At 40.5% G+C, this 23,402-nt stretch carries 29 protein-coding genes; all 29 read right to left on the bottom strand.

From position 1 onward, the window contains the following. Complete coding sequence (gene map / locus DQW11_RS11045) at window positions 1-774, bottom strand: type I methionyl aminopeptidase (protein WP_113924122.1); 774 nt, start codon at window positions 772-774, stop codon at window positions 1-3. Beyond that, window positions 771-2,093: a preprotein translocase subunit SecY gene (secY, locus tag DQW11_RS11040; protein WP_113924121.1), complete on the bottom strand. Its 1,323-nt coding sequence runs from the start codon at window positions 2,091-2,093 to the stop codon at window positions 771-773. Before secY ends, map begins: the two co-directional genes overlap by 4 nt. Window positions 2,094-2,097: 4 nt before the next feature. Further along, window positions 2,098-2,544, bottom strand: a complete 447-nt coding sequence (gene rplO / locus DQW11_RS11035) for a 50S ribosomal protein L15 (protein WP_113924120.1) — start codon at window positions 2,542-2,544, stop codon at window positions 2,098-2,100. A 2-nt stretch (window positions 2,545-2,546) separates the two neighbouring features. Then, entirely contained in the window at window positions 2,547-2,726 is a 180-nt protein-coding gene (gene rpmD / locus DQW11_RS11030; RefSeq protein WP_232826722.1) for a 50S ribosomal protein L30, read from the bottom strand. 4 nt (window positions 2,727-2,730) lie between these two features. Beyond that, complete coding sequence (gene rpsE / locus DQW11_RS11025; RefSeq protein ID WP_113924118.1) at window positions 2,731-3,249, bottom strand: 30S ribosomal protein S5; 519 nt, start codon at window positions 3,247-3,249, stop codon at window positions 2,731-2,733. Window positions 3,250-3,257: 8 nt separating this feature from the next. Next, window positions 3,258-3,608 (bottom strand): 50S ribosomal protein L18, encoded by a 351-nt coding sequence (gene rplR, locus DQW11_RS11020; RefSeq protein WP_113924117.1) that lies wholly within the window; start codon window positions 3,606-3,608, stop codon window positions 3,258-3,260. Window positions 3,609-3,613: 5 nt separating this feature from the next. Beyond that, entirely contained in the window at window positions 3,614-4,171 is a 558-nt protein-coding gene (gene rplF, locus DQW11_RS11015; protein WP_113924116.1) for a 50S ribosomal protein L6, read from the bottom strand. 9 nt (window positions 4,172-4,180) lie between these two features. After that, complete coding sequence (rpsH, locus tag DQW11_RS11010) at window positions 4,181-4,576, bottom strand: 30S ribosomal protein S8 (RefSeq protein ID WP_113924115.1); 396 nt, start codon at window positions 4,574-4,576, stop codon at window positions 4,181-4,183. Between the two features lie 85 nt (window positions 4,577-4,661). Continuing rightward, a complete protein-coding gene (rpsN, locus tag DQW11_RS11005) occupies window positions 4,662-4,931 on the bottom strand; it encodes a 30S ribosomal protein S14 (RefSeq protein ID WP_113924114.1) in 270 nt (89 codons plus the stop codon). A gap of 8 nt (window positions 4,932-4,939) precedes the next feature. Further along, window positions 4,940-5,494 (bottom strand): 50S ribosomal protein L5, encoded by a 555-nt coding sequence (rplE, locus tag DQW11_RS11000; RefSeq protein ID WP_113924113.1) that lies wholly within the window; start codon window positions 5,492-5,494, stop codon window positions 4,940-4,942. Next, window positions 5,487-5,831, bottom strand: coding sequence for a 50S ribosomal protein L24 (gene rplX, locus DQW11_RS10995; protein ID WP_113924112.1), 345 nt, complete (start codon window positions 5,829-5,831; stop codon window positions 5,487-5,489). The genes rplE and rplX overlap by 8 nt, the downstream gene beginning before the upstream one ends. 2 nt (window positions 5,832-5,833) lie before the next feature. Then, window positions 5,834-6,202, bottom strand: coding sequence for a 50S ribosomal protein L14 (rplN, locus tag DQW11_RS10990; RefSeq protein WP_113924111.1), 369 nt, complete (start codon window positions 6,200-6,202; stop codon window positions 5,834-5,836). A 2-nt stretch (window positions 6,203-6,204) separates the two neighbouring features. Further along, window positions 6,205-6,468 (bottom strand): 30S ribosomal protein S17, encoded by a 264-nt coding sequence (gene rpsQ, locus DQW11_RS10985; protein WP_113924110.1) that lies wholly within the window; start codon window positions 6,466-6,468, stop codon window positions 6,205-6,207. Window positions 6,469-6,475: 7 nt separating this feature from the next. Beyond that, window positions 6,476-6,670, bottom strand: coding sequence for a 50S ribosomal protein L29 (rpmC, locus tag DQW11_RS10980; protein WP_113924109.1), 195 nt, complete (start codon window positions 6,668-6,670; stop codon window positions 6,476-6,478). Window positions 6,671-6,677: 7 nt separating this feature from the next. Further along, window positions 6,678-7,097 carry a 50S ribosomal protein L16 gene (gene rplP / locus DQW11_RS10975; protein ID WP_113924108.1) on the bottom strand — a complete coding sequence of 140 codons (420 nt, stop codon included), beginning with the start codon at window positions 7,095-7,097 and terminating at the stop codon, window positions 6,678-6,680. Window positions 7,098-7,120: 23 nt separating this feature from the next. Further along, complete coding sequence (rpsC, locus tag DQW11_RS10970) at window positions 7,121-7,861, bottom strand: 30S ribosomal protein S3 (protein WP_113924107.1); 741 nt, start codon at window positions 7,859-7,861, stop codon at window positions 7,121-7,123. A gap of 9 nt (window positions 7,862-7,870) precedes the next feature. Further along, the gene (gene rplV / locus DQW11_RS10965; RefSeq protein WP_113924106.1) at window positions 7,871-8,260 is read right to left on the bottom strand and encodes a 50S ribosomal protein L22; all 390 of its coding nucleotides are present in this window, start codon (window positions 8,258-8,260) and stop codon (window positions 7,871-7,873) included. A 2-nt stretch (window positions 8,261-8,262) separates the two neighbouring features. Continuing rightward, window positions 8,263-8,541: a 30S ribosomal protein S19 gene (rpsS, locus tag DQW11_RS10960; protein WP_113924105.1), complete on the bottom strand. Its 279-nt coding sequence runs from the start codon at window positions 8,539-8,541 to the stop codon at window positions 8,263-8,265. Between the two features lie 2 nt (window positions 8,542-8,543). Continuing rightward, on the bottom strand, window positions 8,544-9,368 hold the full coding sequence (gene rplB, locus DQW11_RS10955; RefSeq protein WP_113924104.1) for a 50S ribosomal protein L2: 825 nt from the start codon (window positions 9,366-9,368) through the stop codon (window positions 8,544-8,546). Between the two features lie 13 nt (window positions 9,369-9,381). Beyond that, complete coding sequence (rplW, locus tag DQW11_RS10950) at window positions 9,382-9,669, bottom strand: 50S ribosomal protein L23 (RefSeq protein WP_113924103.1); 288 nt, start codon at window positions 9,667-9,669, stop codon at window positions 9,382-9,384. 4 nt (window positions 9,670-9,673) lie between these two features. Beyond that, window positions 9,674-10,303 (bottom strand): 50S ribosomal protein L4, encoded by a 630-nt coding sequence (rplD, locus tag DQW11_RS10945; protein ID WP_113924102.1) that lies wholly within the window; start codon window positions 10,301-10,303, stop codon window positions 9,674-9,676. A 4-nt stretch (window positions 10,304-10,307) separates the two neighbouring features. Beyond that, on the bottom strand, window positions 10,308-10,940 hold the full coding sequence (rplC, locus tag DQW11_RS10940; RefSeq protein ID WP_113924226.1) for a 50S ribosomal protein L3: 633 nt from the start codon (window positions 10,938-10,940) through the stop codon (window positions 10,308-10,310). A 250-nt stretch (window positions 10,941-11,190) separates the two neighbouring features. Continuing rightward, window positions 11,191-11,496 (bottom strand): 30S ribosomal protein S10, encoded by a 306-nt coding sequence (gene rpsJ, locus DQW11_RS10935; RefSeq protein WP_009183381.1) that lies wholly within the window; start codon window positions 11,494-11,496, stop codon window positions 11,191-11,193. A 13-nt stretch (window positions 11,497-11,509) separates the two neighbouring features. Next, window positions 11,510-13,627, bottom strand: a complete 2,118-nt coding sequence (gene fusA / locus DQW11_RS10930) for an elongation factor G (RefSeq protein WP_113924101.1) — start codon at window positions 13,625-13,627, stop codon at window positions 11,510-11,512. A 6-nt stretch (window positions 13,628-13,633) separates the two neighbouring features. After that, complete coding sequence (rpsG, locus tag DQW11_RS10925; protein ID WP_113924100.1) at window positions 13,634-14,101, bottom strand: 30S ribosomal protein S7; 468 nt, start codon at window positions 14,099-14,101, stop codon at window positions 13,634-13,636. A gap of 18 nt (window positions 14,102-14,119) precedes the next feature. Next, window positions 14,120-14,545: a 30S ribosomal protein S12 gene (gene rpsL / locus DQW11_RS10920; RefSeq protein ID WP_113924099.1), complete on the bottom strand. Its 426-nt coding sequence runs from the start codon at window positions 14,543-14,545 to the stop codon at window positions 14,120-14,122. Between the two features lie 100 nt (window positions 14,546-14,645). Next, window positions 14,646-14,975 carry a DUF3467 domain-containing protein gene (locus DQW11_RS10915; RefSeq protein WP_113924098.1) on the bottom strand — a complete coding sequence of 110 codons (330 nt, stop codon included), beginning with the start codon at window positions 14,973-14,975 and terminating at the stop codon, window positions 14,646-14,648. Between the two features lie 69 nt (window positions 14,976-15,044). Continuing rightward, complete coding sequence (gene rpoC / locus DQW11_RS10910; protein ID WP_113924097.1) at window positions 15,045-19,358, bottom strand: DNA-directed RNA polymerase subunit beta'; 4,314 nt, start codon at window positions 19,356-19,358, stop codon at window positions 15,045-15,047. 47 nt (window positions 19,359-19,405) lie between these two features. After that, a complete protein-coding gene (gene rpoB, locus DQW11_RS10905; protein ID WP_113924096.1) occupies window positions 19,406-23,281 on the bottom strand; it encodes a DNA-directed RNA polymerase subunit beta in 3,876 nt (1,291 codons plus the stop codon). Between the last annotated feature and the right edge of the window lie 121 nt (window positions 23,282-23,402).

The following is a 23,402-nucleotide window of genomic DNA, read 5'->3' as shown; positions in this document are numbered from 1 at the left end:
TTAGAATTTGAAATTTTCCTCTATATATTGGTGTGTAGTCAAAATTTCGGTTCTATCCTCAAATATCGCTACAGTATGCTCATAATGGGCTGACTGTTTTTTATCTGCTGTTCTGATTGTCCATCCATCTCTTTCCTGAACAATGTTCCTGGTTCCGAGATTAATCATTGGTTCAATGGCAATGACCATACCTGCTTTTAACAGGGGCCCACTTCCTTTTTTACCATAATTTGGAACCTCAGGAGATTCATGTAGGTGTCTACCCAACCCATGACCAACCAATTCCCTTACTACTGTAAATCCCTTGGCCTCAACATATTTTTGGATAGTAAATCCGATATCTCCAATCCTATTTCCGAAAACAGCCTTTTGAATTCCTAAATAGAGGGATTCTTTCGTTGCTTTGAGCAATGACAATACTTGGGGAGAAACTTCACCGACAGGGTAAGTATAAGCGCTATCGCTATGAAAACCTTGGTGAAAGACTCCACAATCTACTGAGATTATATCGCCATCTTTCAAAACATAATTACCTGGAAAACCATGCACCACAACTTCATTTACTGAAATACAAAGTGCAGCCGGAAATCCATTGTAACCTTTAAAAGAAGGTAATCCGCTGTTGTCGCGGATATACTCCTCTGCTATCTTGTCAAGAAAAGAGGTCTTTACCCCTTCTTTAATATATTTGGCCACTTCACCGTGAGCCTTTCCTAATATTTGAGCACCTTGTTTGATTATCTGAACTTCCTCGGAAGTTTTGTAATGAATCATACCGCAGCTGCGTAATTGGTAGGATTGTTTTTCATATTACCACTCTTCATCATTCCTTCATAATGCCTCATCAACAAATAACTTTCTATTTGTCTCAAGGTATCCATGATTACCCCAACCATAATCAATAGAGATGTACCTCCATAGAATTGGGCAAATTCACCGCCTACTCCTGCAATAATTGCAAAGGCAGGTAAAATGGCAATCAGGGACAATAACAATGAACCGGGAAGGGTAATTCTTGAAATGATATTATCAATGAAATCTGAAGTCGGAGCACCTGGCTTAATTCCCGGTACAAAACCACCGTTTCTTTTCAAATCTTCAGCTATTTGCTCAGGATTAACTGTAATTGCTGTGTAGAAGAAGGTGAAAAGAATAATCATTGTAGCAAAAACCAAATTGTATTGCCATGAAGTGAAATCACTAAAGGTGCTTCCAATGTAGTTTGCTATATCACTTTCGGAAGACCATATCTGCGCGATTAGTGCAGGTAAAAACATCAACGACTGAGCAAATATAATAGGCATTACCCCTGAAGCATTTACTTTAATCGGAATGTATTGTCTTTGACCTCCATATACCTTTCCACCAACAACCTGCTTGGCATATTGAACAGGGATTCTCCTTGTAGCCTCCGTCATAGCAACTACGCCAAGAACGACAAAGAACAAAACGGCTCCTTCAATCAACAACAACAACATCCCGGATGTACCCTTGGACAGAACCTCTGCGATAATTGCTCCCGGAAATCTTGAGATGATACCAATCATGATGAGCATAGATATACCATTTCCGATTCCTTTCTCAGTGATTTTTTCACCAAGCCACATACAGAACATAGTACCTGCCGTAAGAAGCACCAAAGAGCTGAACATAAACAGCGTTGTCCCAACCATAACAGCTCCTGTAGGGAGAATTGTGGCGGTGATATAGCCGACACCCTGTGCAATGGTGATCAGAATAGTGAGAACCCTTGTAAACTGATTGATCCTTTTTCTACCCGATTCTCCTTCTTTTTGAAGTTTTTGAAAATACGGGACTCCAACAGTCAATAACTGAAGAACAATTGAAGCAGAAATATAAGGCATGATACCCAAACCGAATATGGAAGCATTACTAAAAGCACCACCTAAGAATGTGTCAATCAAACCGAATATACCTTCTGGCGCATCACCAAGTTTAGACGGATCTACCCCCGGCAATACAATAAAAGAACCAAGCCTAAAAACAACAAGAAAACCTATTGTATTTAATATCCGGATCCTTAGATCTTCAATAGAAAAGATATTCTTAACTGTTGAGATAAACTTTTTCATTTATTTAAATCTTGTTTACTGTTCCGCCGACTTTTTCAATGGCTTCAACAGCTGAAGCAGAGAATAGGTGAGCACTTACATTTAATTTGGCTGTAAGTTCGCCTCTACCTAACACTTTTACAACATCTTTTTTAGAAACCAAGCCATGTTCTACCAAAGTATCAAAGGTAATGGTATCTAATTTAAATTCTGTTGCCAAGGCTTGGATTACATCCAAATTTAATGGCTTGTGTGTAATTGTGTTAAGGCTTTTGAATCCAAACTTAGGAACTCTTCTCTGAAGTGGCATTTGACCACCTTCAAATCCTAATTTTGATTTATATCCAGACCTGGATTTAGCTCCTTTGTGACCTCTGGTTGAAGTTCCGCCTCTTCCTGATCCTGTTCCACGCCCGATCCTCTTACTAGATTTGACCGAACCTTCCGCAGGTTTTAATGTATGTAATTTCATGATTAAGCTTCCTCCACTTTTACAAGGTGACTAACTTTTCTGACCATACCAGCAATTGCAGGATTTGATTCAATCTCTACAGTCTTGTTGATTTTACCAAGTCCTAAGGCTACGATTGTAGCTTTCTGATCTTTAGGTCTTTTTATGGTACTTTTTATCTGAGTAATTCTGATTTTTCCCATCTTCTTAACCGTTAAAAACTTTTGACATTTTAACACCTCTTTGCTGGGAAACAGCGATAGCATCTCTCAATTGCACCAAGGCATCAATAGTTGCTTTTACCACATTGTGAGGGTTTGATGAACCTTTAGACTTTGCCAATACGTCTGTAACGCCGGCACTTTCCAAAACAGCACGCATTGCACCACCGGCTATAACACCGGTACCGGCAGCTGCAGGCTTGATAAGAACAAATCCACCACCAAATTTTCCTAATTGCTCATGAGGAATTGTACCTTTTAAAACAGGCACCCTCACAAGATTTTTCTTTGCATCTTCAATTCCTTTTGTGATGGCATCAGTCACTTCATTGGCTTTACCAAGTCCATAACCTACAACACCTGCTCCATCACCCACCACAACTATAGCTGAAAATGAAAATCTTCTACCACCTTTTACCACTTTGGCAACTCGGTTGATAGCAACAACTTTTTCTTTTAATTCAGTATCCGTTGCCCTAATTGGTTTTCTTTTTACCTGAGACATAATATCTATTAAAATTTAAGGCCACCTTCCCTTGCACCATCGGCAAGAGCTTTAACATTACCATGATATAAGTAACCACCTCTGTCAAAAACAACTTCAGTGACACCGTTTGCTACAGCTCTTTCTGCTAACTTTTTACCAACCTCTTTGGAAACAGTAACATTTGCATTGTTAACAGATCCCAATTCTTTAGAGGATGCATGAGCAAGGGTATGACCTTTAAGATCATCTACCAACTGCGCATAAATTCCGGTATTACTTTTGAAAACCGACAAACGAGGTCTTGAATCAGTACCAGAAATCTTTCTTCTGATACTTTTTTTGATTCTGAGTCTTCTCAAATTCTTATTAAAGGCCATATTAATTATTTTTTACCGGCAGTTTTACCAGCCTTACGTCTAACAATTTCTCCGACAAAGCGTACACCTTTACCTTTATAAGGCTCTACTTTACGCAATGATTTGATTTTGGCGGCAATTTGACCAACCAATTCTTTATCAATACCCTCTAGTGTAATCAAAGGATTTTTACCTTTTGGAGTCTCAGTTTTCAAAGAAACAGACTCAGGCAAAGCAAAGAAGATGTTGTGTGAATAACCAAGAGAAAGTTCAAGAACTTGACCCTGGTTAGACGCCTTATAACCCACCCCTACAAGTTCAAGGTCTTTTTTGTATCCTTCAGATACACCAATTACCATATTGTTGATCAGAGACCTGTACAGTCCGTGGAGTGACTTATGTCTTTTAGAATCTGTGGGTCTTTCGAGGATAACTTCTTTACCCTCAACCTTCACAGCAATGTCGGGATTCACATCCCTACTCAGAGTACCTTTGGGACCTTTAACAGTAACTGCATTAAATGCAGTTACGTCTACAGTAACACCCGCTGGTATATTTATTGGTTTTTTACCTATTCTAGACATGACGGTATATTAATAAACGTAGCAAAGTACTTCTCCTCCTACACCTTCGGTGCGGGCTTCTTTATCGGTCATAATGCCTTTTGAAGTAGAGAGGATCGCGATTCCAAGGCCATTTATGACTCTTGGAAGATCTTCATGTTTTACATATTTTCTAAGACCCGGCTTACTAACTCTACTCAGGCTTACGATGGCATTTTGTTTCGTAGATGGGTTATATTTCAAAGCTATTTTGATGACTCCTTGAGGGCCATTCTCTTCAAATTTATAGTTTTGGATATAACCTTTATCATGAAGCACCTTCGTGATCTCCTTCTTAATGTTAGAAGCAGGCATCTCAACGATTCTATGAGTTGCCTTGATGGCATTTCTCAATCTTGTCAGATAATCAGCTATTGGATCAGTCATAATTATATTAGTCTAACTGCACTTTCCCGCTAAGGGAGTGCAAAGTTACACAATGATTTTTAGAATAAAAACTCTTGTTTAATTTTTACCAGCTAGACTTAGTAATTCCTGGGATTTTTCCAGCTGAAGCCATTTCTCTAAAGGTTACCCTGTTGATTCCAAACTTCCTCATGTATCCTTTGGGACGACCTGTCAATTTACATCTGTTGTGTAACCTAACAGGTGATGAATTTTTAGGTAGTTTATCCAATCCTGCAAAATCTCCAGCTGCCTTTAAAAGAGCACGTTTTTTAGCAAACTTTGCTACAAGGCTCTCTCTTTTACGCTCGCGAGCTTTTAGTGACTCTCTTGCCATAATATTTCTTAATTATTTTTGTTAATAAAAGGCATACCGAAAGCTTTCAACAAAGCATAGCTTTCTTCATCTGTCTTGGCAGACGTTACAAAAGTGATATCCATTCCTGAAATTTTATTCACTTTTTCGATGCTGATTTCAGGGAAAATGATCTGTTCGGTTACACCTAATGTGTAATTACCTCTTCCGTCAAATCCTTTGTCATTGACACCTTTAAAATCTCTTACCCTTGGAAGGGCGATAGTCATCAAACGGTCAAGGAATTCATACATTTTATTACCTCTCAAAGTAACTTTTGCTCCGATAGGCATGCCTTCTCTCAACTTAAAGTTGGAGACGGAAGTCTTTGCTTTGGTAGCAACAGCTTTTTGACCTGCAATAAGAGATAATTCCTCTACACCTTGGTCAACCAACTTTTTGTCAGCCACTGCAGCACCGATTCCTTTGTTGATTACAATTTTGGTCAACTTTGGAACTTCCATTACGGAACTGTACTGAAATTTATCCTTCATAGCAGGAATAATCTCAGCAATATATCTGTCTTTTACTCTTGGATTAGCCATTGATCACCTCCCCAGTTTTCTTAGAATACCTAACTAGTTTACCTTTCTCATCTTCTTTTCTTCCTGTTCTGGTAGTTTCCCCTGTTTTAGGATCCACCAACATCAGGTTGCTGATATGTAAGGAAGCCTCTCTTTTCTCAATTCCTCCCTGAGGATTGGATGCAGTTGGCTTAACGTGCTTGGTCACCATATTGATACCTTCAACTATCGCCCTTCTTTTGGTAGGGTCAATAGAAAGTATCTTACCTGACTTGCCTTTATCATCGCCCGCTAGCACCTTGACGGTGTCACCGGTTTTGATATGCAACTTTGGTTGCTTGTTGAATTTTCTTTCCATGATTACAATACTTCTGGGGCTAAAGACACAATCTTCATAAATTGCTTCTCTCTCAACTCTCTGGCTACAGGCCCGAATATACGGGTACCCCTAGGCTCATCATTGTTATTCAAAAGAACAGCTGCATTATCCTCGAATCGGATATAAGAGCCATCTTTTCTTCTGATTTCTTTCTTCGTTCTCACGATAACCGCTTTTGAAACGGTACCTTTTTTCATGTTGCTTGAGGAAAGAGCAGATTTAACAGTTACCACAACTTTATCACCTATGGAAGCATACTTCTTCTTGGTACCTCCCAACACACGGATTACAAGCACTTCTTTAGCGCCTGAATTATCCGCTACACCTAGTCTGGATTCTTGTTGTATCATGATTATTTAGCCCTTTCAATTATTTCAACCAATCTCCAACGTTTGTTCTTACTCAGCGGACGAGTTTCGCTAATTCTGACAATGTCACCTTCATTAGCATCATTTTTCTCGTCATGAACCATAAATTTTGTAGTCTTAGCAACAAATTTACCATAGATTGAATGTTTAACTTTTCTTTCTACAGCTACAGTAATGGATTTATCCATCTTGTTGCTAACTACCTTACCTGTTCTTTCTTTACGAAGATTTCTCTCAGTAGTAGCCATATTATTATTATTTAGCTAGTTGTTTTGCGCTCAAGGTTGTTTTCAGTCTTGCGATCAACTTCCTTGATTCCTTAATTTTATTGGGATTCTCAATTGGAGAGATAGCGTGTGCGAAGTTCAATTTTGACAAATTGCTCTGCTCAGAGGCTATGCGTTCCAAGATTTCACTTTCGGAAAGTGATCTTATTTCGGCGTTTTTCATAGTTCTATTATCCTACGTAATCTCTACGTACTACGAATCTTGTACTTACTGGAAGTTTCTGTTGTGCCAATCTCAAAGCTTCATTTGCTACTTCAAGAGTAACTCCTGTTGCTTCAAAGAGGATTGTTCCCGGCTTGATAACTGCAACCCAATATTCAGGGGCACCTTTACCTTTACCCATACGAACCTCTGCAGGCTTCTTAGTGATCGGCTTGTCAGGGAAAATCCTGATCCAAACCTGACCTTCTCTTTTCATCGCTCTCGTCATGGCAATACGTGCTGCCTCGATCTGACGGGAGGTAATCCATCCTGGCTCAAGGGATTTGATGCCAAAGTTGCCAAAAGAAAGTTCATGACCTCTTTGAGCAAGTCCTTTGACCCTACCCTTATGCATTTTTCTAAATTTCGTTCTTTTCGGCTGTAACATGATTTCTCACTTATGGGTGAAAATTAGTTATTTCTCTTTCTTCTCTTTGGACCACCTTCTCTTCTCTTTCCTCTCGCTGCTGCAGAAGCATTGGTTTTTGGCTCGCTAGCTGCGCCTACGTTTGGAGACAAATCTCTTTTACCGTAAACTTCACCTTTGAATATCCAAACCTTGATGCCGATGATTCCATAAACAGTGTTGGCTTCAGAAACAGCATAATCGATGTCTGCCCTTAATGTGTGCAAAGGAATTCTTCCTTCTTTGTACATTTCAGATCTTGCCATTTCGGCTCCTCCAAGTCTTCCTGAAAGTTTCACTTTGATCCCTTCGGCACCTACTCTCATAGTAGCAGTGATAGACTGCTTCATAGCTCTTCTGAATGAGATACGTGCTTGAAGTTGTTGTGCGATAGATTCACCAACCAATTTTGCATCCAATTCAGGACGCTTAATTTCAAAAATGTTAATTTGAACATCTTTGTTGGTCAATTTTTTCAATTCCTCTTTAAGCTTATCAACTTCGGCTCCACCTTTTCCGATAACTACTCCTGGACGGGCAGTATGGATGGTAAGAGTGATTCTCTTCAAAGTTCTCTCGATGACAACTTTTGAGATTCCTCCTTTTGGAATCCTGGCGTTAACATATTTCCTGATTTGCTGATCTTCATACAGCTTCTCAGCGAAATCTTTTCCGCCATACCAGTTGGAATCCCAACCTTTGATTACACCAAGTCTAAAACCAATTGGGTTTATCTTTTGTCCCATAGTCTGATTTTAATTAGATTTTTCTGTTGTTTCTACTTGATCAGCGGTAACATTTGCACTGTAGGAATCTACAATCAAAGTTACATGATTCGATCTTTTACGAATTCTGTGGGCTCTTCCCTGCGGTGCAGGTCTAAGTCTTTTGAGCATGCGTCCTTCGTCCACGAAGATTGTTTTCAGAAACAAATCAGCTTCTTCAATCTTCTCATCAGGGTTTTTAGCTTGCCAGTTGGCTACAGCAGAAAGCAGAAGTTTTTCGATTTTTGCAGCTCCACTGTTTGGAGTAAACTTCAAAATGCTTAATGCCTGACCTACTCTTTTACCTCTTACAAGGTCAGCTACCAATCGCATTTTGCGAGGAGAAGTAGGAACGTTATTTAATCTTGCTATTGCTTCCATGATTATCTCTTTCCTTTGTCTTTTTTGGCAATATGACCTCTGAAGTTTCTAGTGGGTGCAAATTCTCCAAGTTTATGTCCTACCATATTGTCTGTAACAAAAACAGGGATAAACTTATTGCCATTATGCACAGCGAATGTATGGCCTACGAAATCCGGAGAAATCATTGATCTTCTTGACCAAGTCTTGATGACAGATTTTTTTCCGGTCTCGTTCATTACATCCACTTTTTTCAATAAGTGGTGCTCTATATAAGGACCTTTTTTTAATGAACGTGCCATATCTATTTGGTTCTTTTGCTGATAATGAATTTGTTAGAATACTTTTTAGGGCTTCTGGTTTTCTTGCCTTTGGCAAGTAAACCTTTCCTAGATCTTGGATGACCTCCAGAAGACCTACCTTCACCACCACCCATAGGGTGATCGACAGGGTTCATTGCGACACCCCTTGTTCTAGGTCTTCTTCCCAACCAACGGTTTCTACCAGCTTTACCAAGTACAACGTTCATATGGTCTGCATTGGAAACTGTGCCGACAGTCGCCATACAAGTTCCGAGAACAAGTCTCATTTCACCTGAAGGCAATTTGATAGTCACATACTTCCCATCCCTTGCTACTACCTGACCATATCCACCTGCACTACGTGCCATTGCGCCACCTTTACCCGGCTTAAGCTCAATGTTGTGAACAATGGTACCCAAAGGTACATTTACAAGATGCATCGCATTTCCGATCTCAGGAGCTACACTTTCGCCAGAAATTATAGTCTGTCCGACTTTAATTCCGTTTGGTGCTATGATGTAAGTTTTTTCCCCATCAGCATATTGCAACAAAGCAATACGAGCTGTTCTATTTGGATCATATTCTATAGAAACCACCTCAGCAATTACGCCGAATTTGTTTCTTTTAAAATCAATAATTCTAAGTCTTTGCTTATGACCACCACCAATATATCTATTGGTCATTTTACCAGTGTTATTTCTACCACCTGACTTTGTTTTCGGAGCCAAAAGAGATTTCTCAGGTTTTGATGTAGTAATCTCATCAAAAGCCGGTGCTACTCTGAATCTGGTTCCTGGGGTTACAGGTTTTAATTTTCTTACTGCCATGATTCTGATTCAATTAAATTTCTCCGTAAAAATCAATTATTTCCCCTTCTGCCACTTTTACGATTGCTTTCTTATAAGGAGCACTGAAGCCGGAAACAATTTTGGTTTTGGTATATCTTGTCTTTGGCTTTCCTGCATACCTCATGGTACGGACATCCAAAACTTTCACACCATACATCTTTTCCACAGCTCTTTTGATCTCAGGCTTTGTGGCAGTTTTCTCAACTGCAAATCCATAAACACCTTGTTCATTCATTGCTGAAATCTTCTCGGTAATCAAAGGTTTTTTAAGTGTTGCCATCTTCTTACTTCAATAAAAGGGTTTCTAACTTACTCACTGAACCTTCACACAATACCAAATTGTCAGCATCCAACAATTCATAAGTATTTACGCTGTCTACAGTTGTCACTTTAGCTTTTGGTAGATTTCTACTTGACAAATAAACATTCTTGTTTACTTCAGGAAGAACCAATAATGTCTTCTTATCAGATAGAGAAAGTCCATTCAACAAGGCTATATAACTTTTGGTTTTTGGAGCCTCAAAAGAGAAATTTTCCAAAACCATTACGCTATTTTCTTTGGCTTTGTAAGACAATGCCGATTTTCTAGCCAATTGCTTCAATTTTTTATTCAATTTAAATGAATAATCTCTTGGAACTGGACCGAAAACTCTACCTCCGCCTCTAAATAGCGGGGATTTGATAGAACCTGCTCTGGCTCCACCGGTACCTTTTTGCTTTTTGATCTTTTTGGTAGATCCAGCAATCTCATTCCTTTGTTTGGCTTTGTGGGTACCTTGTCTTTGGTTGGCCAAATATTGCTTTACATCTAGGTAGATCGCATGATCGTTTGGTTCGATCGCGAAAATGTCATCAGAAAGAGTAACTTTCCTACCTGTGTCTTCACCGTTATATTTTAATACTGCTAATTCCATTTTCTTACTTCTCTAGAATAACGAAAGAATTTTTTGGACCTGGGACAGAACCGCTTACAAGTAATAGGTTTTTGTCTGGATAGATTCTCAAGACTCTCAAATTGATCACCTTAACTCTATCTCCGCCAGTTCTACCGGCCATTCTCATTCCTTTGAATACCCTGGATGGCCAAGAACAAGCACCTATAGATCCCGGGTGTCTTGCCCTGTTATGCTGACCGTGGGTTGCACCACCGACACCTGCAAAACCATGACGTTTCACTACCCCTTGGAAACCTTTACCTTTGGAAGTTCCGATAGCATCCACAAAGTCACCTTCGATGAATACTTCGTCAGCTTTCACTGTCTTACCAAGATCAACCTGACCTTCAAATTCGATTCTGAAGTCTCTGAATTCAACAACTTTCTGTTTTGGTGTTGTGCCAGCTTTTTTGAAGTGGCCCATCAACGGTTTTGGCGTGTTTTTTTCTTTACGCTCACCGTATGCCAATTGAACAGCGTTGTACCCGTCTGTCTCTACATTTTTTACTTGCGTCACTACGCAAGGACCAGCTTCTATTAGCGTGCATGCGACGTTTCGTCCATCGGCACTGAAAATGCTAGTCATTCCTACTTTTTTACCTATTATTCCAGACATCTTCTGTTGTATAATAATCTTGAAACCCAAGCGTTTAATCGCCTAGGCACTTTTTTAAGGACTGCAAAGTTAGGGTTTTTCCCCCAGCTTACAAATCCCAACTTTAATATTTTCAATTATTTACGAAAATAAATTTGGCTGACTATATAAACCCAGCTAATTATTCCAAGCAAACACTCTAAATGACGAAGGCAAAAGAAAAACCCGCACCAGTTCGGTACAGGTTTCTCTTTAATATGTGTTTTGTCTGTCAGACTTTGATTTCAACATCAACTCCACTTGGAAGTTCGATCTTCATCAATGCATCAACAGTTTTAGAGCTGTTGCTGTAGATATCTACCAATCTTTTGTAAGTACAAAGCTGGTATTGATCTCTCGCTTTTTTATTTACGTGTGGTGATTTCAACACAGTAAACTTCTCTTTCTTTGTAGGCAAAGGAATAGGCCCAACCACAATGGCACCGGTTGCTTTTACCGCCTTGACGATCTTCTCAGATGACTTATCCACCAGGCTGTGATCGTATGATTTCAATTTTATTCTGATTTTCTGATTCATTTTCTGTCAAAATTTAGGCTTTCTCACCTTTTACTTTTGCAATCACACCCTCTGCAATGTTATTTGGCACCGGCTCATAGTGAGAGAATGTCAAAGATGCAGAAGCTCTACCCGAAGAATTTGTCCTCAAGTCAGTTACATAACCAAACAGCTCAGACAAAGGAACGTTGGCTTTGATAACGGTTGAAGTACCTTTGGTATCCATTCCTTTCATCATTCCCCTTCTTCTGTTCAAGTCGCCGGTAATAGGACCTGTGTATTCGTCTGGTGTAACGACTTCCACACCCATAATTGGCTCCAGCAATTGCGGCTTACATTTTTTGGCTGCTTCTTTAAATCCAATTCTCGCTGCCAATTCAAATGAAAGTGCATCGGAGTCAACGTCATGGTATGAACCATGAAACAACCTAACCTTCATGGACTCTATAGGATATCCTGCCAATGGACCATTTTTCATAGCTTCATTGAAACCTTTCTGAATGGCCGGGATAAATTCTCTCGGAATGACCCCACCAACGATACCATTTACGAAATCAAGTCCTGGCTTAATTTCATTTGTAACAGGATCAGGATCCTTAGGTCCAAGTTCAAATAAGATGTCGGCAAATTTACCTTTTCCACCTGTCTGCTTCTTGTAAACCTCTTTGTGCTCAACTGAGCTAAAAAGAGCTTCCTTGTAAGCAACCTGAGGAGCACCTTGATTGATCTCAACCTTAAATTCCCTCTTTAGTCGGTCAATGATGATTTCCAAATGGAGTTCACCCATTCCTCTAAGGATAGTCTGTCCAGTTTCCTGATCAGTGTGAACCTGTAAAGTTGGATCTTCTTCTACCAATTTAGAAATCGCCATACCCAATTTATCAACGTCAGCCTGAGTTTTTGGCTCGATAGCATATCCGATAACAGGCTCTGGGAAAACCATGGACTCGAGTACAACTTTGCGTTTCTCATCGCAAAGAGTATCTCCAGTTTTGATGTCTTTGAAACCAACTACTGCACCGATATCACCTGCAACCAATCTCTCGATCTGGTTCTGCTTATTGGCGTGCATTTGGAATACTCGGGAGATACGCTCTTTATTGCCTGAACGGCTATTAAAGATATATGAACCCGATTCCAAAATACCGGAGTAAGCTCTCACAAAGCAAAGACGACCAACAAACGGATCAGTTGCTATTTTAAAAGCCAATCCTGTAAATGGTTCTTTTTCGTCAGGTCTGATGACAACTTCTTCCTCAGAATCAAGTCCTGTAGCAATGATATCATCTTTGTCCAAAGGAGAAGGAAGCAATTCCATAACAAGATCAAGCATGGTTTGCACACCTTTATTCTTGAAGGAAGAACCACAAACCATTGGAACAATTTTCATGTCAATGGTTGCTCTTCTCAAAGCGGAAAGAATCTCTGCTTCTGTAATAGAGTCCGGATCATCAAAAAATTTCTCCATCAATGACTCATCGTAATCAGCCACGGCTTCAAGTAGGTGTTCTCTGTATTCAGCCACTTCCTCAAGCATGTCATCCGGGATAGGAACTTCTGTAAAAGTCATTCCTTTATCATCCTCGTTCCATACGATGCCTCTGTTATTGATCAGATCGACCACACCTTTGAAGTTATCCTCAGCACCGATAGGCAATTGCAATGGAACTGCATAGCTTCCTAACATTTCCTTTACCTGCTTACACACTTCAAGGAAATTTGCTCCAGAACGATCCATTTTGTTAACAAAACCGATACGGGCCACCTTATAGTTATCGGCAAGTCTCCAGTTAGTTTCTGATTGAGGCTCTACACCATCCACAGCACTAAAAAGGAAAACAAGCCCATCCAAAACTCTCAAGGAACGATTTACTTCTACAGTAAAATCTACGTGACCCGGGGTATCAATAATGTTAACTTGGTACTTATTTTTTCTGTAATTCCAAAACACAGTGGTCGCAGCAGAAGTAATGGTAATACCTCTTTCCTGCTCTTGTGCCATCCAGTCCATTGTAGCCGCACCATCGTGAACTTCACCGATTTTGTGACTGACACCTGAATAGTAGAGTATGCGTTCTGTAGTAGTTGTTTTACCGGCATCGATATGCGCGGCAATGCCAATGTTCCTAGTGTATTTTAAATCTCTTGCCATTACTGATTAAAATCTAAAATGTGAGAATGCCTTGTTTGCTTCAGCCATTCTGTGTGTATCATCCTTCTTCTTCACTGCAGCACCTTCGCCTTTTGAAGCAGAGATGATCTCACCTGCAAGCCTGTCCATCATTGTCTTCTCACCTCTTTTTCTGGCGTAAGTGATCATCCACTTAATACCTAGGGACGTTTTTCTTTCAGGTCTAACTTCCATTGGAACCTGGAATGTAGCACCACCAACTCTACGACTCTTCACCTCTACGGCTGGAGTTATATTGTTAAGCGCTTTTTTCCAAACCTCAAGACCGTTCTCACCTACTTTTGATTCTACCTTCTCGACTGCGTCGTAGAAGATTTTGTAAGCAATACTCTTCTTACCATCTACCATCAGACAGTTCACGAACTTGGTTACCAAGGTGTCGCCGAACTTCGGGTCAGGAAGAATATATCTCTTCTTTGGTTTCGCTTTTCTCATTTCTTTAACTAGTTTTTATTATTTCTTTTTTGCTGGAGCACCTTTTGCTGGGGCACCTTTAGCAGCTTGACCTGGCTTAGGTCTCTTAGCACCGTACTTGGAGCGACCTTGCTTACGGTCTTTTACTCCTGCAGTATCCAATGCACCTCTGATAATGTGGTAACGTACACCTGGGAGATCTTTTACACGACCACCTCTGATCAATACGATAGAGTGTTCTTGCAAATTGTGACCTTCACCCGGAATGTAGGCGTTTACCTCTTTACCATTCGTCAATCTTACCCTGGCCACTTTCCTCATCGCTGAGTTAGGCTTCTTAGGCGTGGTAGTGTACACCCTGGTACAAACACCTCTCCTTTGAGGACAAGAATCCAAAGCTCTCGATTTGGATGTAGTCTCAAGGGTGGTTCTACCTTTTCTTACTAACTGTTGTATAGTAGGCATTAACTGATAAAATTTATTTTTCTTCCTTTAACTTGTGAATTTTGGACTGCAAAGGTATGCAAATAGGTAAAACAAACAAAATTAAGCTGTTATATTTTTGTCAAGCTTCACCAAAGTTCCCTCCGAAATTTAGTGGAAAGGTGGGTCCTTCTGAACCTCCCTCTATTTTTCCGAAAGCCTGTTCATATTTACTGATGTTGTCTTTTAAAGCAGCCAAAAGTCTTTTGGCATGATCTGGGGTCATAATGATCCTTGATTTCACTTTTGCTTTGGGTACTCCCGGCATCAGCCTGATAAAATCAATCACAAATTCTGAATTGGAATGGGCTATCATAGCAAGGTTGCTATAAATACCCTCTGCAACTTCTTCTGAAAGCTCAACATTGATTTGTTGATCGATTGTTGGTTTTTGTCCTTTACCGTCTTCCATGGTGATTTTGGTTTGATGAAAAAAGGCCTGTATGGGATACAGGCCTTTTATTTATGAATGAATCATTACTTATTTTACTGTTTCTCGTGATTTGTTATATGACCTTTCTTTTTCTGCAGAAAGTCTGTCATAATCCTCCTGAGACCCAACAATGATCTCAGCGAATCCTCTTTGGCCAGTACCTGCAGGGATCAAATGTCCTACAATTACGTTTTCTTTCAAGCCCAACAATTCATCACGCTTGCCTCTGATGGCTGCCTCACTCAACACCTTGGTTGTCTCCTGGAAGGAAGCAGCCGAGATAAAGCTTTCAGTTCCCAAAGATGCGGCGGTGATACCTTGCAAAGTTGGCTGAGAAACTGCGGTTTCAGCATCTCTCACCTGTACAAGTTTCAAATCCTTACGCTTTAAGCTAGAGTTTTCGTCTCTCAATCTTCTTGAAGTGATGATCATACCCGGTTTCAAAGTAGAAGAATCACCCGCATCCATGACAACTTTCTTGTCTAGAATATTGTCATTTTCTTCTCTGAATGCCCATTTATCAACTACTTGGTTTTGAAGGAATCCTGTGTCACCTGCGTCAAGGATTTCAACTTTCTGCATCATCTGGCTTACAATCACCTCGATGTGCTTGTCATTGATTTTTACACCTTGAAGTCTGTAAACCTCCTGGATTTCATTTACCAAATATTCCTGAACTGCAGTCGGACCTTTGATAGAAAGGATATCACTTGGTGTGATAGCTCCGTCTGACAATGCCTCACCCGCACGGATAAAGTCGTTTTCCTGAACAAGGATATGCTTGGAAAGAGACACCATATATCTTTTCTTCACACCATCTTTAGATTCGATGAAGATTTCACGGTTACCTCTTTTGATTCCACCGTAAGTTACCACACCGTCGATTTCAGAAACTACTGCAGGGTTGGAAGGATTTCTCGCTTCAAACAATTCAGTAACTCTTGGAAGACCACCGGTAATGTCTCTGGTTTTTCCAACAGATCTTGGGATTTTCACCAAGATTTGTCCGGATTTAACCATTTCACCTGCTTCAACTGAAAGGTGAGCACCTACCGGGATGTTATATGATTTACTTTCTTCCGAGCCATAATTGACTACTACAGCAGGGTTTTTGGTTTTGTCTTTTGTATCGATGATAACTTTTTCTCTGTATCCAGTCTGGTCATCGGCTACTTCCTTGAAAGTAACTCCTTCAATAATAGAGTCGAATTCTACCTCACCGTCAAATTCCGAAAGGATAACGGCATTGTATGGATCCCACTTACAAAGTGCATCTCCTTTAGCGATTTTTTGACCATCCTTCACATTCAAAGTAGCACCATAAGGCACGTGGTTTGAAACCAAAGTTTTTCCGGTCTTGGCATCGTTGATTTTGATCTCACCTGATCTACCCATTACCATTGAAACTGGTTCACCTTCTTTGGTAGTAGTATCAATCCATCTCAATTCCTCGTCAAATTCAACAACACCTTCAAACTTGGCAGTGATGCTTGCTTCAACGGAAATGTTGGATGCTGTACCACCTACGTGGAAGGTTCTCAATGTCAGCTGCGTACCTGGCTCTCCGATGGACTGTGCGGCAATTACGCCGACAGATTCACCGTTTTGTACCATTCTACCTGTAGCAAGGTTACGTCCATAGCATTTTGCGCAGACACCTCTTCTTGTTTCACAAGTAAGTACCGACCTGATTTCGACTTCTTCTATGGTAGATTCGTCTACTTTTCTGGCAATTTCTTCTGTGATTTCGATTCCTGCAGGAACAACAAGTTCTTCAGTCACCGCATCATATACGTCGTGTACAGATACCCGACCTAGAATTCTTTCAGAAAGCGGTTCAACGATTTCGTCATTGTCTTTCAAAGCCTGAACGACTAGTCCTCTCAAAGTACCACAATCCTCTTCAGAGATAATCATGTCTTGAGCAACGTCCACAAGTCTTCTTGTCAGGTAACCCGCATCCGCTGTTTTCAATGCAGTATCGGCTAGACCTTTACGTGCACCGTGTGTAGAGATGAAATACTCCAATACATCAAGACCTTCTTTGAAGTTGGAAAGAATTGGGTTTTCGATGATTTCGCCTACAGAGCCTTGAAGGTTTTTCTGTGGCTTGGCCATCAAGCCTCTCATACCACCCAACTGACGGATCTGCTCTCTTGAACCTCTGGCTCCTGAGTGCATCATCATGTAGATGGCGTTGAATCCTTGCTTATCCTCTTCCATCTGTTTCATCAGGATGTTGGTCAGGAAGGAGTTCGTTCTAGTCCAAATATCAATTACTTGGTTATATCTCTCATTGTCTGTGATCAGACCCATGAGGTAGTTGTTCCAAACCTGATCAACCTCATCTTTCGCCTTAGCGATCAATGGATCTTTCTCAACAGGTATAATTACATCATTCAATCCCATGGACAATCCACCGGCATATGCCATCTGGAATCCAAGGTGCTTGATATCATCAAGGAATTGGGCTGTTCGGGAAACACCACAAATCTTCACAACTTCAGAAATGATCTGCTGCAGTTTTTTCTTAGTCAACAACTCATTGACAAAACCCACCACTTCAGGAACGAACTGGTTGAAAATCAAACGACCTGCTACAGTTTCAATGATTTTTTCAACCAATTGGCCATTTTCATCCCTTACATGTACTTTACACTTGATAAATGCATGTTGGGAAATCGTGCCTTCGTTCAATGCGATGATCACTTCTTCTTCACCATAGAAAGTCATTCCTTCTCCAAGAACAATTTCCTCAGGAGTGGATCTCTTTCCTTTGGTTACATAATATAATCCAAGAACCATGTCTTGAGAAGGAACCGTGATAGGCGCTCCGTTAGCAGGGTTAAGGATGTTATGTGAGGAAAGCATCAAAGTCGAAGCTTCCAATATCGCCTCATGTCCAAGTGGTACGTGGACCGCCATCTGATCACCGTCAAAATCGGCGTTGAATGCAGTACAAACCAATGGGTGAAGCTGGATAGCTTTTCCTTCGATCAATTTTGGTTGGAAAGCCTGGATACCTAATCTGTGCAAAGTTGGAGCACGGTTTAGCAATACAGGGTGACCTTTCAAAACGTTTTCAAGAATATCCCAAACTACAGGATCTTTTCTGTCTACAATTTTCTTGGCGGATTTTACTGTCTTTACAATACCTCTTTCGATCAGTTTTCTTATGATAAATGGTTTGAAAAGCTCAGCAGCCATATTTTTTGGAAGACCGCACTCGTGAAGTTTCAATTCAGGTCCTACGACGATAACCGAACGGCCTGAATAATCAACCCTTTTACCGAGCAAGTTTTGACGGAAACGGCCTTGCTTACCTTTCAACATATCTGAAAGAGATTTCAAAGCACGGTTACCATCCGATCTTACGGCATTTACTTTTCTTGAATTGTCAAACAAAGAATCGACAGCTTCTTGAAGCATCCTTTTTTCATTTCTCAAAATGACTTCAGGGGCTTTGATATCTATCAATCTCTTCAGACGGTTGTTTCTGATAATTACCCTTCTATAAAGGTCATTCAAATCAGACGTAGCAAACCTACCGCCATCCAAAGGAACCAATGGACGCAATTCTGGTGGAATAACAGGGACCATCCTTACGACCATCCACTCAGGACGGTTTTCAATTCGGGTTCTGGCTTCTCTGAATGCTTCAACTACTTTAAGTCTTTTCAAAGCCTCAGCTTTTCTCTGCTGAGAAGTATCGGTAGCTGCCTGATGTCTCAAGCTGTATGACAAGTCATCCAAATCCAATCTGGACAAAAGCATTTCGATTGCTTCTGCACCCATTTTGGCAATAAATTTATTTGGATCATCATCATCAAGCATCTGGTTTTCTTTTGGAAGCTTATCCATGATATCCAGGTACTCGTCTTCAGTCAAGAAGTCAAGATATTGCACACCGTCTTCAGCTTTTAGACCAGCTTGAACGACCGCATACCTTTCGTAATAGACAATTTGATCCAGTTTTTTGGTTGGAAGACCCAATAGGTATCCGATTTTGTTAGGAAGGGATTTGAAGTACCAGATGTGAGCAACAGGCACCACCAATTCGATGTGTCCCATTCTCTCTCTTCTTACTTTCTTTTCAGTAACTTCAACACCACACCTGTCACAGATGATACCTTTATATCTTATGCGCTTATATTTTCCACAATGACATTCCCAGTCTTTTACAGGACCGAAAATCCTCTCGCAGAACAAACCGCCCATTTCAGGCTTGTAGGTTCTGTAGTTGATTGTTTCGGGCTGCGTTACTTCACCATGTGAACTATCCAGAATGGATTCTGGAGAGGCCAAACTAATAGTGACTCTGGAAAAGTCGTTGTTTAGTTTTTTGTTTTTTCTGAACGCCATAATTGTCGAAGAGTATGTGAAGGGCCTTGCGGCCCATTGAAATTTTATTAATCAAGGGTAATTTCTAGTGCAAGACCTCTTAGCTCGTGAACCAATACGTTGAATGATTCAGGGATATTTGGCTTAGGAAGGTTTTCACCTTTTACGATCGCCTCATACGCCTTGGCTCTACCCACCACGTCATCAGATTTCACAGTTAAAATTTCCTGCAACACATGTGATGCTCCAAATGCTTCAAGCGCCCAAACTTCCATTTCCCCAAAACGCTGACCACCAAACTGGGCTTTACCACCCAAAGGTTGCTGCGTAATCAAAGAATATGGTCCGATAGACCTTGCGTGCATCTTGTCATCCACCAAGTGACCAAGTTTCAACATATAAGTGATACCAACTGTTACCGGCTGATCAAATCTCTTACCTGAAAGCCCATCATAAAGATAAGTTCTGCCGTAGGAAGGTAAACCTGCCAAATCCAATTCGTGGGACACTTCTTCCATGGTAGCACCGTCAAAAATTGGAGTAGAATATTTCTTTCCAAGCTTCATACCTGCCCAAGCAAGAACGGTTTCGTAGATCTGACCGATATTCATCCTTGAAGGTACACCAAGTGGGTTGAGTACGATATCCATCGGGGAACCATCTTCCAAGAAAGGCATATCTTCCTCTCTTACGATTCTGGCTACAATACCTTTGTTTCCGTGACGTCCCGCCATCTTATCTCCTACTTTCAGTTTACGCTTTTTGGCCACATAAACCTTAGCAAGCTGAACGATACCTGCAGGAAGTTCATCACCTACTTCAAGTGTGAATTTGTCTCTCTTGAATCTACCTGATATTTCATTTCTAGAATTCACGTAGTTCTTGACCAGTTTTTGGATCAACACATTGGTATGTGCATCTTCAGTCCAATCATCAAGGATGATATCAGAAATAAGGTTAGCCTCTTCAGAAACATTGTAGTTAGACTCATCTCTGTAAGGGTTTTTTGCTGGGAAGAGATTTTGCTCAATATTTTTCAAATTGATCTTAACTCCCTTACTGATGATCTCATCACCGAACTTATGTCTAATACCTTGAGAAGTTTTCCCGTCAAGAAGAGTGACCAACTTGTTGATCATTTTCGCACGGATTCCCAAAAGGTCTTTTGCATACTTCCCTTTAAGTTTTTCTACCTCTGCTTTGGATTTAGCTCTAAGGTCTTTGTCTTTCTTAGGTCTTGAGAATAGTTTGGTTTCGATTACCACACCATTCAATGACGGGGAAGCTTTCAAAGAAGCATCCTTTACGTCACCTGCTTTATCACCAAAGATTGCTCTCAACAATTTCTCTTCAGGAGTCGGATCAGTTTCACCTTTTGGTGTGATTTTTCCGATGATGATATCCCCTTCTTTTACCTCAGCTCCAACTCGGATGATACCGTTTTCATCAAGGTTTTTAACTGCCTCTTCAGAAACGTTTGGAATTTCAGAAGTCAATTCTTCTTCACCCCTTTTGGTATCTCTTACTTCAAGTTGGAATTCTTCGATGTGAATTGAAGTGAAAATATCTTCCCTTACTACCCTTTCAGAAATTACAATCGCATCTTCAAAGTTATATCCTTGCCAAGGCATGTAAGCGACCATCAGGTTTTTACCGAGGGCCAATTCACCTTTATTGGTAGAATAACCTTCTACAAGTACCTGACCTTTTGTTACTTTCTCACCTTTCAAAACCAAAGGAGACAGGTTAATAGTTGTGTCCTGATTGGTTCTTCTGAATTTCACCAATTCATAAGTCTTATACTCATCGCTGAAATTGACCAAAAGATCATCCTCAGTAAGGTCATACTTAATGGTGATTTTGCTAGCGTCCACATATTCCACGACACCATCAGCCTCAGCCAATACCAATGACCTTGAATCAGTGGCCGCTTTCGCTTCCAAGCCTGTTCCAACAATTGGGGCCTCCGGCTTCAATAATGGTACTGCCTGACGTTGCATGTTAGATCCCATCAAAGCACGGTTGGCATCATCATGCTCCAAGAATGGAATCAGAGAAGCTGCTACAGATACAATTTGATTGGGAGCAACATCCATATAGCTGATTTCTTTTGGCTCTAACACCGGGAAATCGCCTTCAAATCTTGCTTTTACTTTTTCATTGATAAAGATTCCATTGGCATCCAATGGAGCATTTGCCTGTGCGATGTTATTGTCATCCTCTTCTTCTGCAGTCAAGAAAACAATATCATTGGCATTCATGCTTACTTTACCATCCTTCACTTTTCTATATGGAGTTTCCAGGAAACCCATAGAGTTCACTTTGGCATGAACGCAAAGAGAGGAAATTAATCCAATGTTTGGACCTTCAGGAGTTTCGATAGTACACAAACGACCATAGTGTGTGTAATGAACGTCACGGACTTCAAATCCTGCTCTTTCTCTTGAAAGACCTCCCGGACCCAATGCTGACAACCTTCTCTTGTGAGTAAGTTCTGCAAGTGGATTGGTCTGGTCCATGAACTGAGAAAGTTGGTTGGTACCAAAGAAGGAGTTGATGACAGAGGATAATGTACGTGCATTGATCAAGTCAACAGGCTTGAAATCTTCATTGTCACGAACGTTCATTCTTTCTCTTATTGTTCTCGCCATACGGGCAAGACCAACGCCGAATTGGCTGTACAACTGTTCTCCAACTGTACGAACTCTCCTGTTACTCAAGTGGTCAATATCATCGACAACAGCTTTAGAATTGATCAATCCTATCAAATACTTTACAATGCTGATGATATCCTCAGTAGTCAATACAATTTTTTCAGGATCAATCTGCAATCCCAATTTTTTATTGATTCTGTATCTACCAACTTCACCAAGATCATATCTCTTGTCAGAGAAGAAAAGACCATGAATAACCTCACGGGCAGTAGCCTCATCAGGTGCTTCAGTATTTCTTAATTGACGATAGATAACTTCAACTGCCTCTTTTTCAGAGTTAGAATTATCTTTTTGGAGCGTATTATAGATAATGGAAAAGTCCGCTACGTTCACATCTTCCCTATGAAGGATGATGGATTTAGCGCCTGAGTCCAAAATCAATGATATATCTTCATCTGTCAGAATGGAATCCCTTTCTAACAAAACTTCATTTCTGTCAATTGAAACAACTTCCCCTGTATCCTCATCTACGAAATCTTCAACCCAAGTGCGGAGTACCCTTGCGGCAAGTTTTCTGCCTGACACTTTTTTAAGGTTGTTTTTGGTTGCGTCGATTTCTTCGGAAAGACCGAAAAGATCTAGGATTTCTTTATCTGAACCAAAACCGATGGCTCTCAACAAAGTAGTTACGGGGAATTTCTTCTTTCTGTCAATGTAGGCATACATGACATTATTGATGTCAGTAGCAAATTCAATCCAGCTACCCTTAAAAGGAATAATCCTGGCTGAATATAGTTTGGTGCCATTGGTATGTTTGCTTTGTGCAAAGAATACACCCGGTGATCTATGCAACTGGGATACGATTACCCTTTCTGCTCCATTGATTACGAATGAACCCTTTTCTGTCATGTATGGAAGATTCCCAAGGAAAACTTCCTGCTCGATAGTTTCAAAATCCTCGTTGTCCTCATCGTGACAGAGAAGTCGTAATTTTGCTTTGAGAGGGACAGAATAGGTCAGACCTCTGTCGATACATTCCTCCACACTATATTTAGGAGGATCGACTGCGTAGTCAATAAATTCAAGGGTGAAATTTTCCCGGGAATCCGATATTGGGAAATTCTCAGAAAATACCTTGAACAGACCATCTTGTCTTCTTCTTTCAGCGGGAGTATCCAATTGGAAAAAGTCTTTGAAAGATTGTAATTGGATATCTAAGAAATCCGGATAGTCTTTGACTACCTTAATAGATGAGAAACTTTTCCTTACGGTTTGATTCTGGATAGCCAAGGCAGTATAAGTTTTAGTGATAATGAATAACTAAATGCGACAATTTTTGCTTAGAATAGTACAATTTATTACCTGTGCACAAACAGGAAAAGACCTGACTATGTAGTCAGGTCCTATTGCT

The organism is Cognataquiflexum aquatile (assembly GCF_003316845.1).
GTDB lineage: Bacteria > Bacteroidota > Bacteroidia > Cytophagales > Cyclobacteriaceae > Cognataquiflexum > Cognataquiflexum aquatile.
The sequence above is the reverse complement of the archived record's forward strand: the minus strand, read 5'-3'. Positions and strand labels throughout refer to the sequence as shown.

Coding starts and splice junctions, on each gene's coding strand:
- map (WP_113924122.1), bottom strand. CDS start 774: ATGATTCATTACAAAACTTCCGAGGAAGTTCAGATAATCAAACAAGGT.
- secY (WP_113924121.1), bottom strand. CDS start 2,093: ATGAAAAAGTTTATCTCAACAGTTAAGAATATCTTTTCTATTGAAGAT.
- rplO (WP_113924120.1), bottom strand. CDS start 2,544: ATGAAATTACATACATTAAAACCTGCGGAAGGTTCGGTCAAATCTAGT.
- rpmD (WP_232826722.1), bottom strand. CDS start 2,726: ATGGGAAAAATCAGAATTACTCAGATAAAAAGTACCATAAAAAGACCT.
- rpsE (WP_113924118.1), bottom strand. CDS start 3,249: ATGTCTCAGGTAAAAAGAAAACCAATTAGGGCAACGGATACTGAATTA.
- rplR (WP_113924117.1), bottom strand. CDS start 3,608: ATGGCCTTTAATAAGAATTTGAGAAGACTCAGAATCAAAAAAAGTATC.
- rplF (WP_113924116.1), bottom strand. CDS start 4,171: ATGTCTAGAATAGGTAAAAAACCAATAAATATACCAGCGGGTGTTACT.
- rpsH (WP_113924115.1), bottom strand. CDS start 4,576: ATGACTGATCCAATAGCTGATTATCTGACAAGATTGAGAAATGCCATC.
- rpsN (WP_113924114.1), bottom strand. CDS start 4,931: ATGGCAAGAGAGTCACTAAAAGCTCGCGAGCGTAAAAGAGAGAGCCTT.
- rplE (WP_113924113.1), bottom strand. CDS start 5,494: ATGGCTAATCCAAGAGTAAAAGACAGATATATTGCTGAGATTATTCCT.
- rplX (WP_113924112.1), bottom strand. CDS start 5,831: ATGGAAAGAAAATTCAACAAGCAACCAAAGTTGCATATCAAAACCGGT.
- rplN (WP_113924111.1), bottom strand. CDS start 6,202: ATGATACAACAAGAATCCAGACTAGGTGTAGCGGATAATTCAGGCGCT.
- rpsQ (WP_113924110.1), bottom strand. CDS start 6,468: ATGGCTACTACTGAGAGAAATCTTCGTAAAGAAAGAACAGGTAAGGTA.
- rpmC (WP_113924109.1), bottom strand. CDS start 6,670: ATGAAAAACGCCGAAATAAGATCACTTTCCGAAAGTGAAATCTTGGAA.
- rplP (WP_113924108.1), bottom strand. CDS start 7,097: ATGTTACAGCCGAAAAGAACGAAATTTAGAAAAATGCATAAGGGTAGG.
- rpsC (WP_113924107.1), bottom strand. CDS start 7,861: ATGGGACAAAAGATAAACCCAATTGGTTTTAGACTTGGTGTAATCAAA.
- rplV (WP_113924106.1), bottom strand. CDS start 8,260: ATGGAAGCAATAGCAAGATTAAATAACGTTCCTACTTCTCCTCGCAAA.
- rpsS (WP_113924105.1), bottom strand. CDS start 8,541: ATGGCACGTTCATTAAAAAAAGGTCCTTATATAGAGCACCACTTATTG.
- rplB (WP_113924104.1), bottom strand. CDS start 9,368: ATGGCAGTAAGAAAATTAAAACCTGTAACCCCAGGAACCAGATTCAGA.
- rplW (WP_113924103.1), bottom strand. CDS start 9,669: ATGGCAACACTTAAAAAACCTTTGATTACCGAGAAGATTTCAGCAATG.
- rplD (WP_113924102.1), bottom strand. CDS start 10,303: ATGGAATTAGCAGTATTAAAATATAACGGTGAAGACACAGGTAGGAAA.
- rplC (WP_113924226.1), bottom strand. CDS start 10,940: ATGTCTGGAATAATAGGTAAAAAAGTAGGAATGACTAGCATTTTCAGT.
- rpsJ (WP_009183381.1), bottom strand. CDS start 11,496: ATGAATCAGAAAATCAGAATAAAATTGAAATCATACGATCACAGCCTG.
- fusA (WP_113924101.1), bottom strand. CDS start 13,627: ATGGCAAGAGATTTAAAATACACTAGGAACATTGGCATTGCCGCGCAT.
- rpsG (WP_113924100.1), bottom strand. CDS start 14,101: ATGAGAAAAGCGAAACCAAAGAAGAGATATATTCTTCCTGACCCGAAG.
- rpsL (WP_113924099.1), bottom strand. CDS start 14,545: ATGCCTACTATACAACAGTTAGTAAGAAAAGGTAGAACCACCCTTGAG.
- DQW11_RS10915 (WP_113924098.1), bottom strand. CDS start 14,975: ATGGAAGACGGTAAAGGACAAAAACCAACAATCGATCAACAAATCAAT.
- rpoC (WP_113924097.1), bottom strand. CDS start 19,358: ATGGCGTTCAGAAAAAACAAAAAACTAAACAACGACTTTTCCAGAGTC.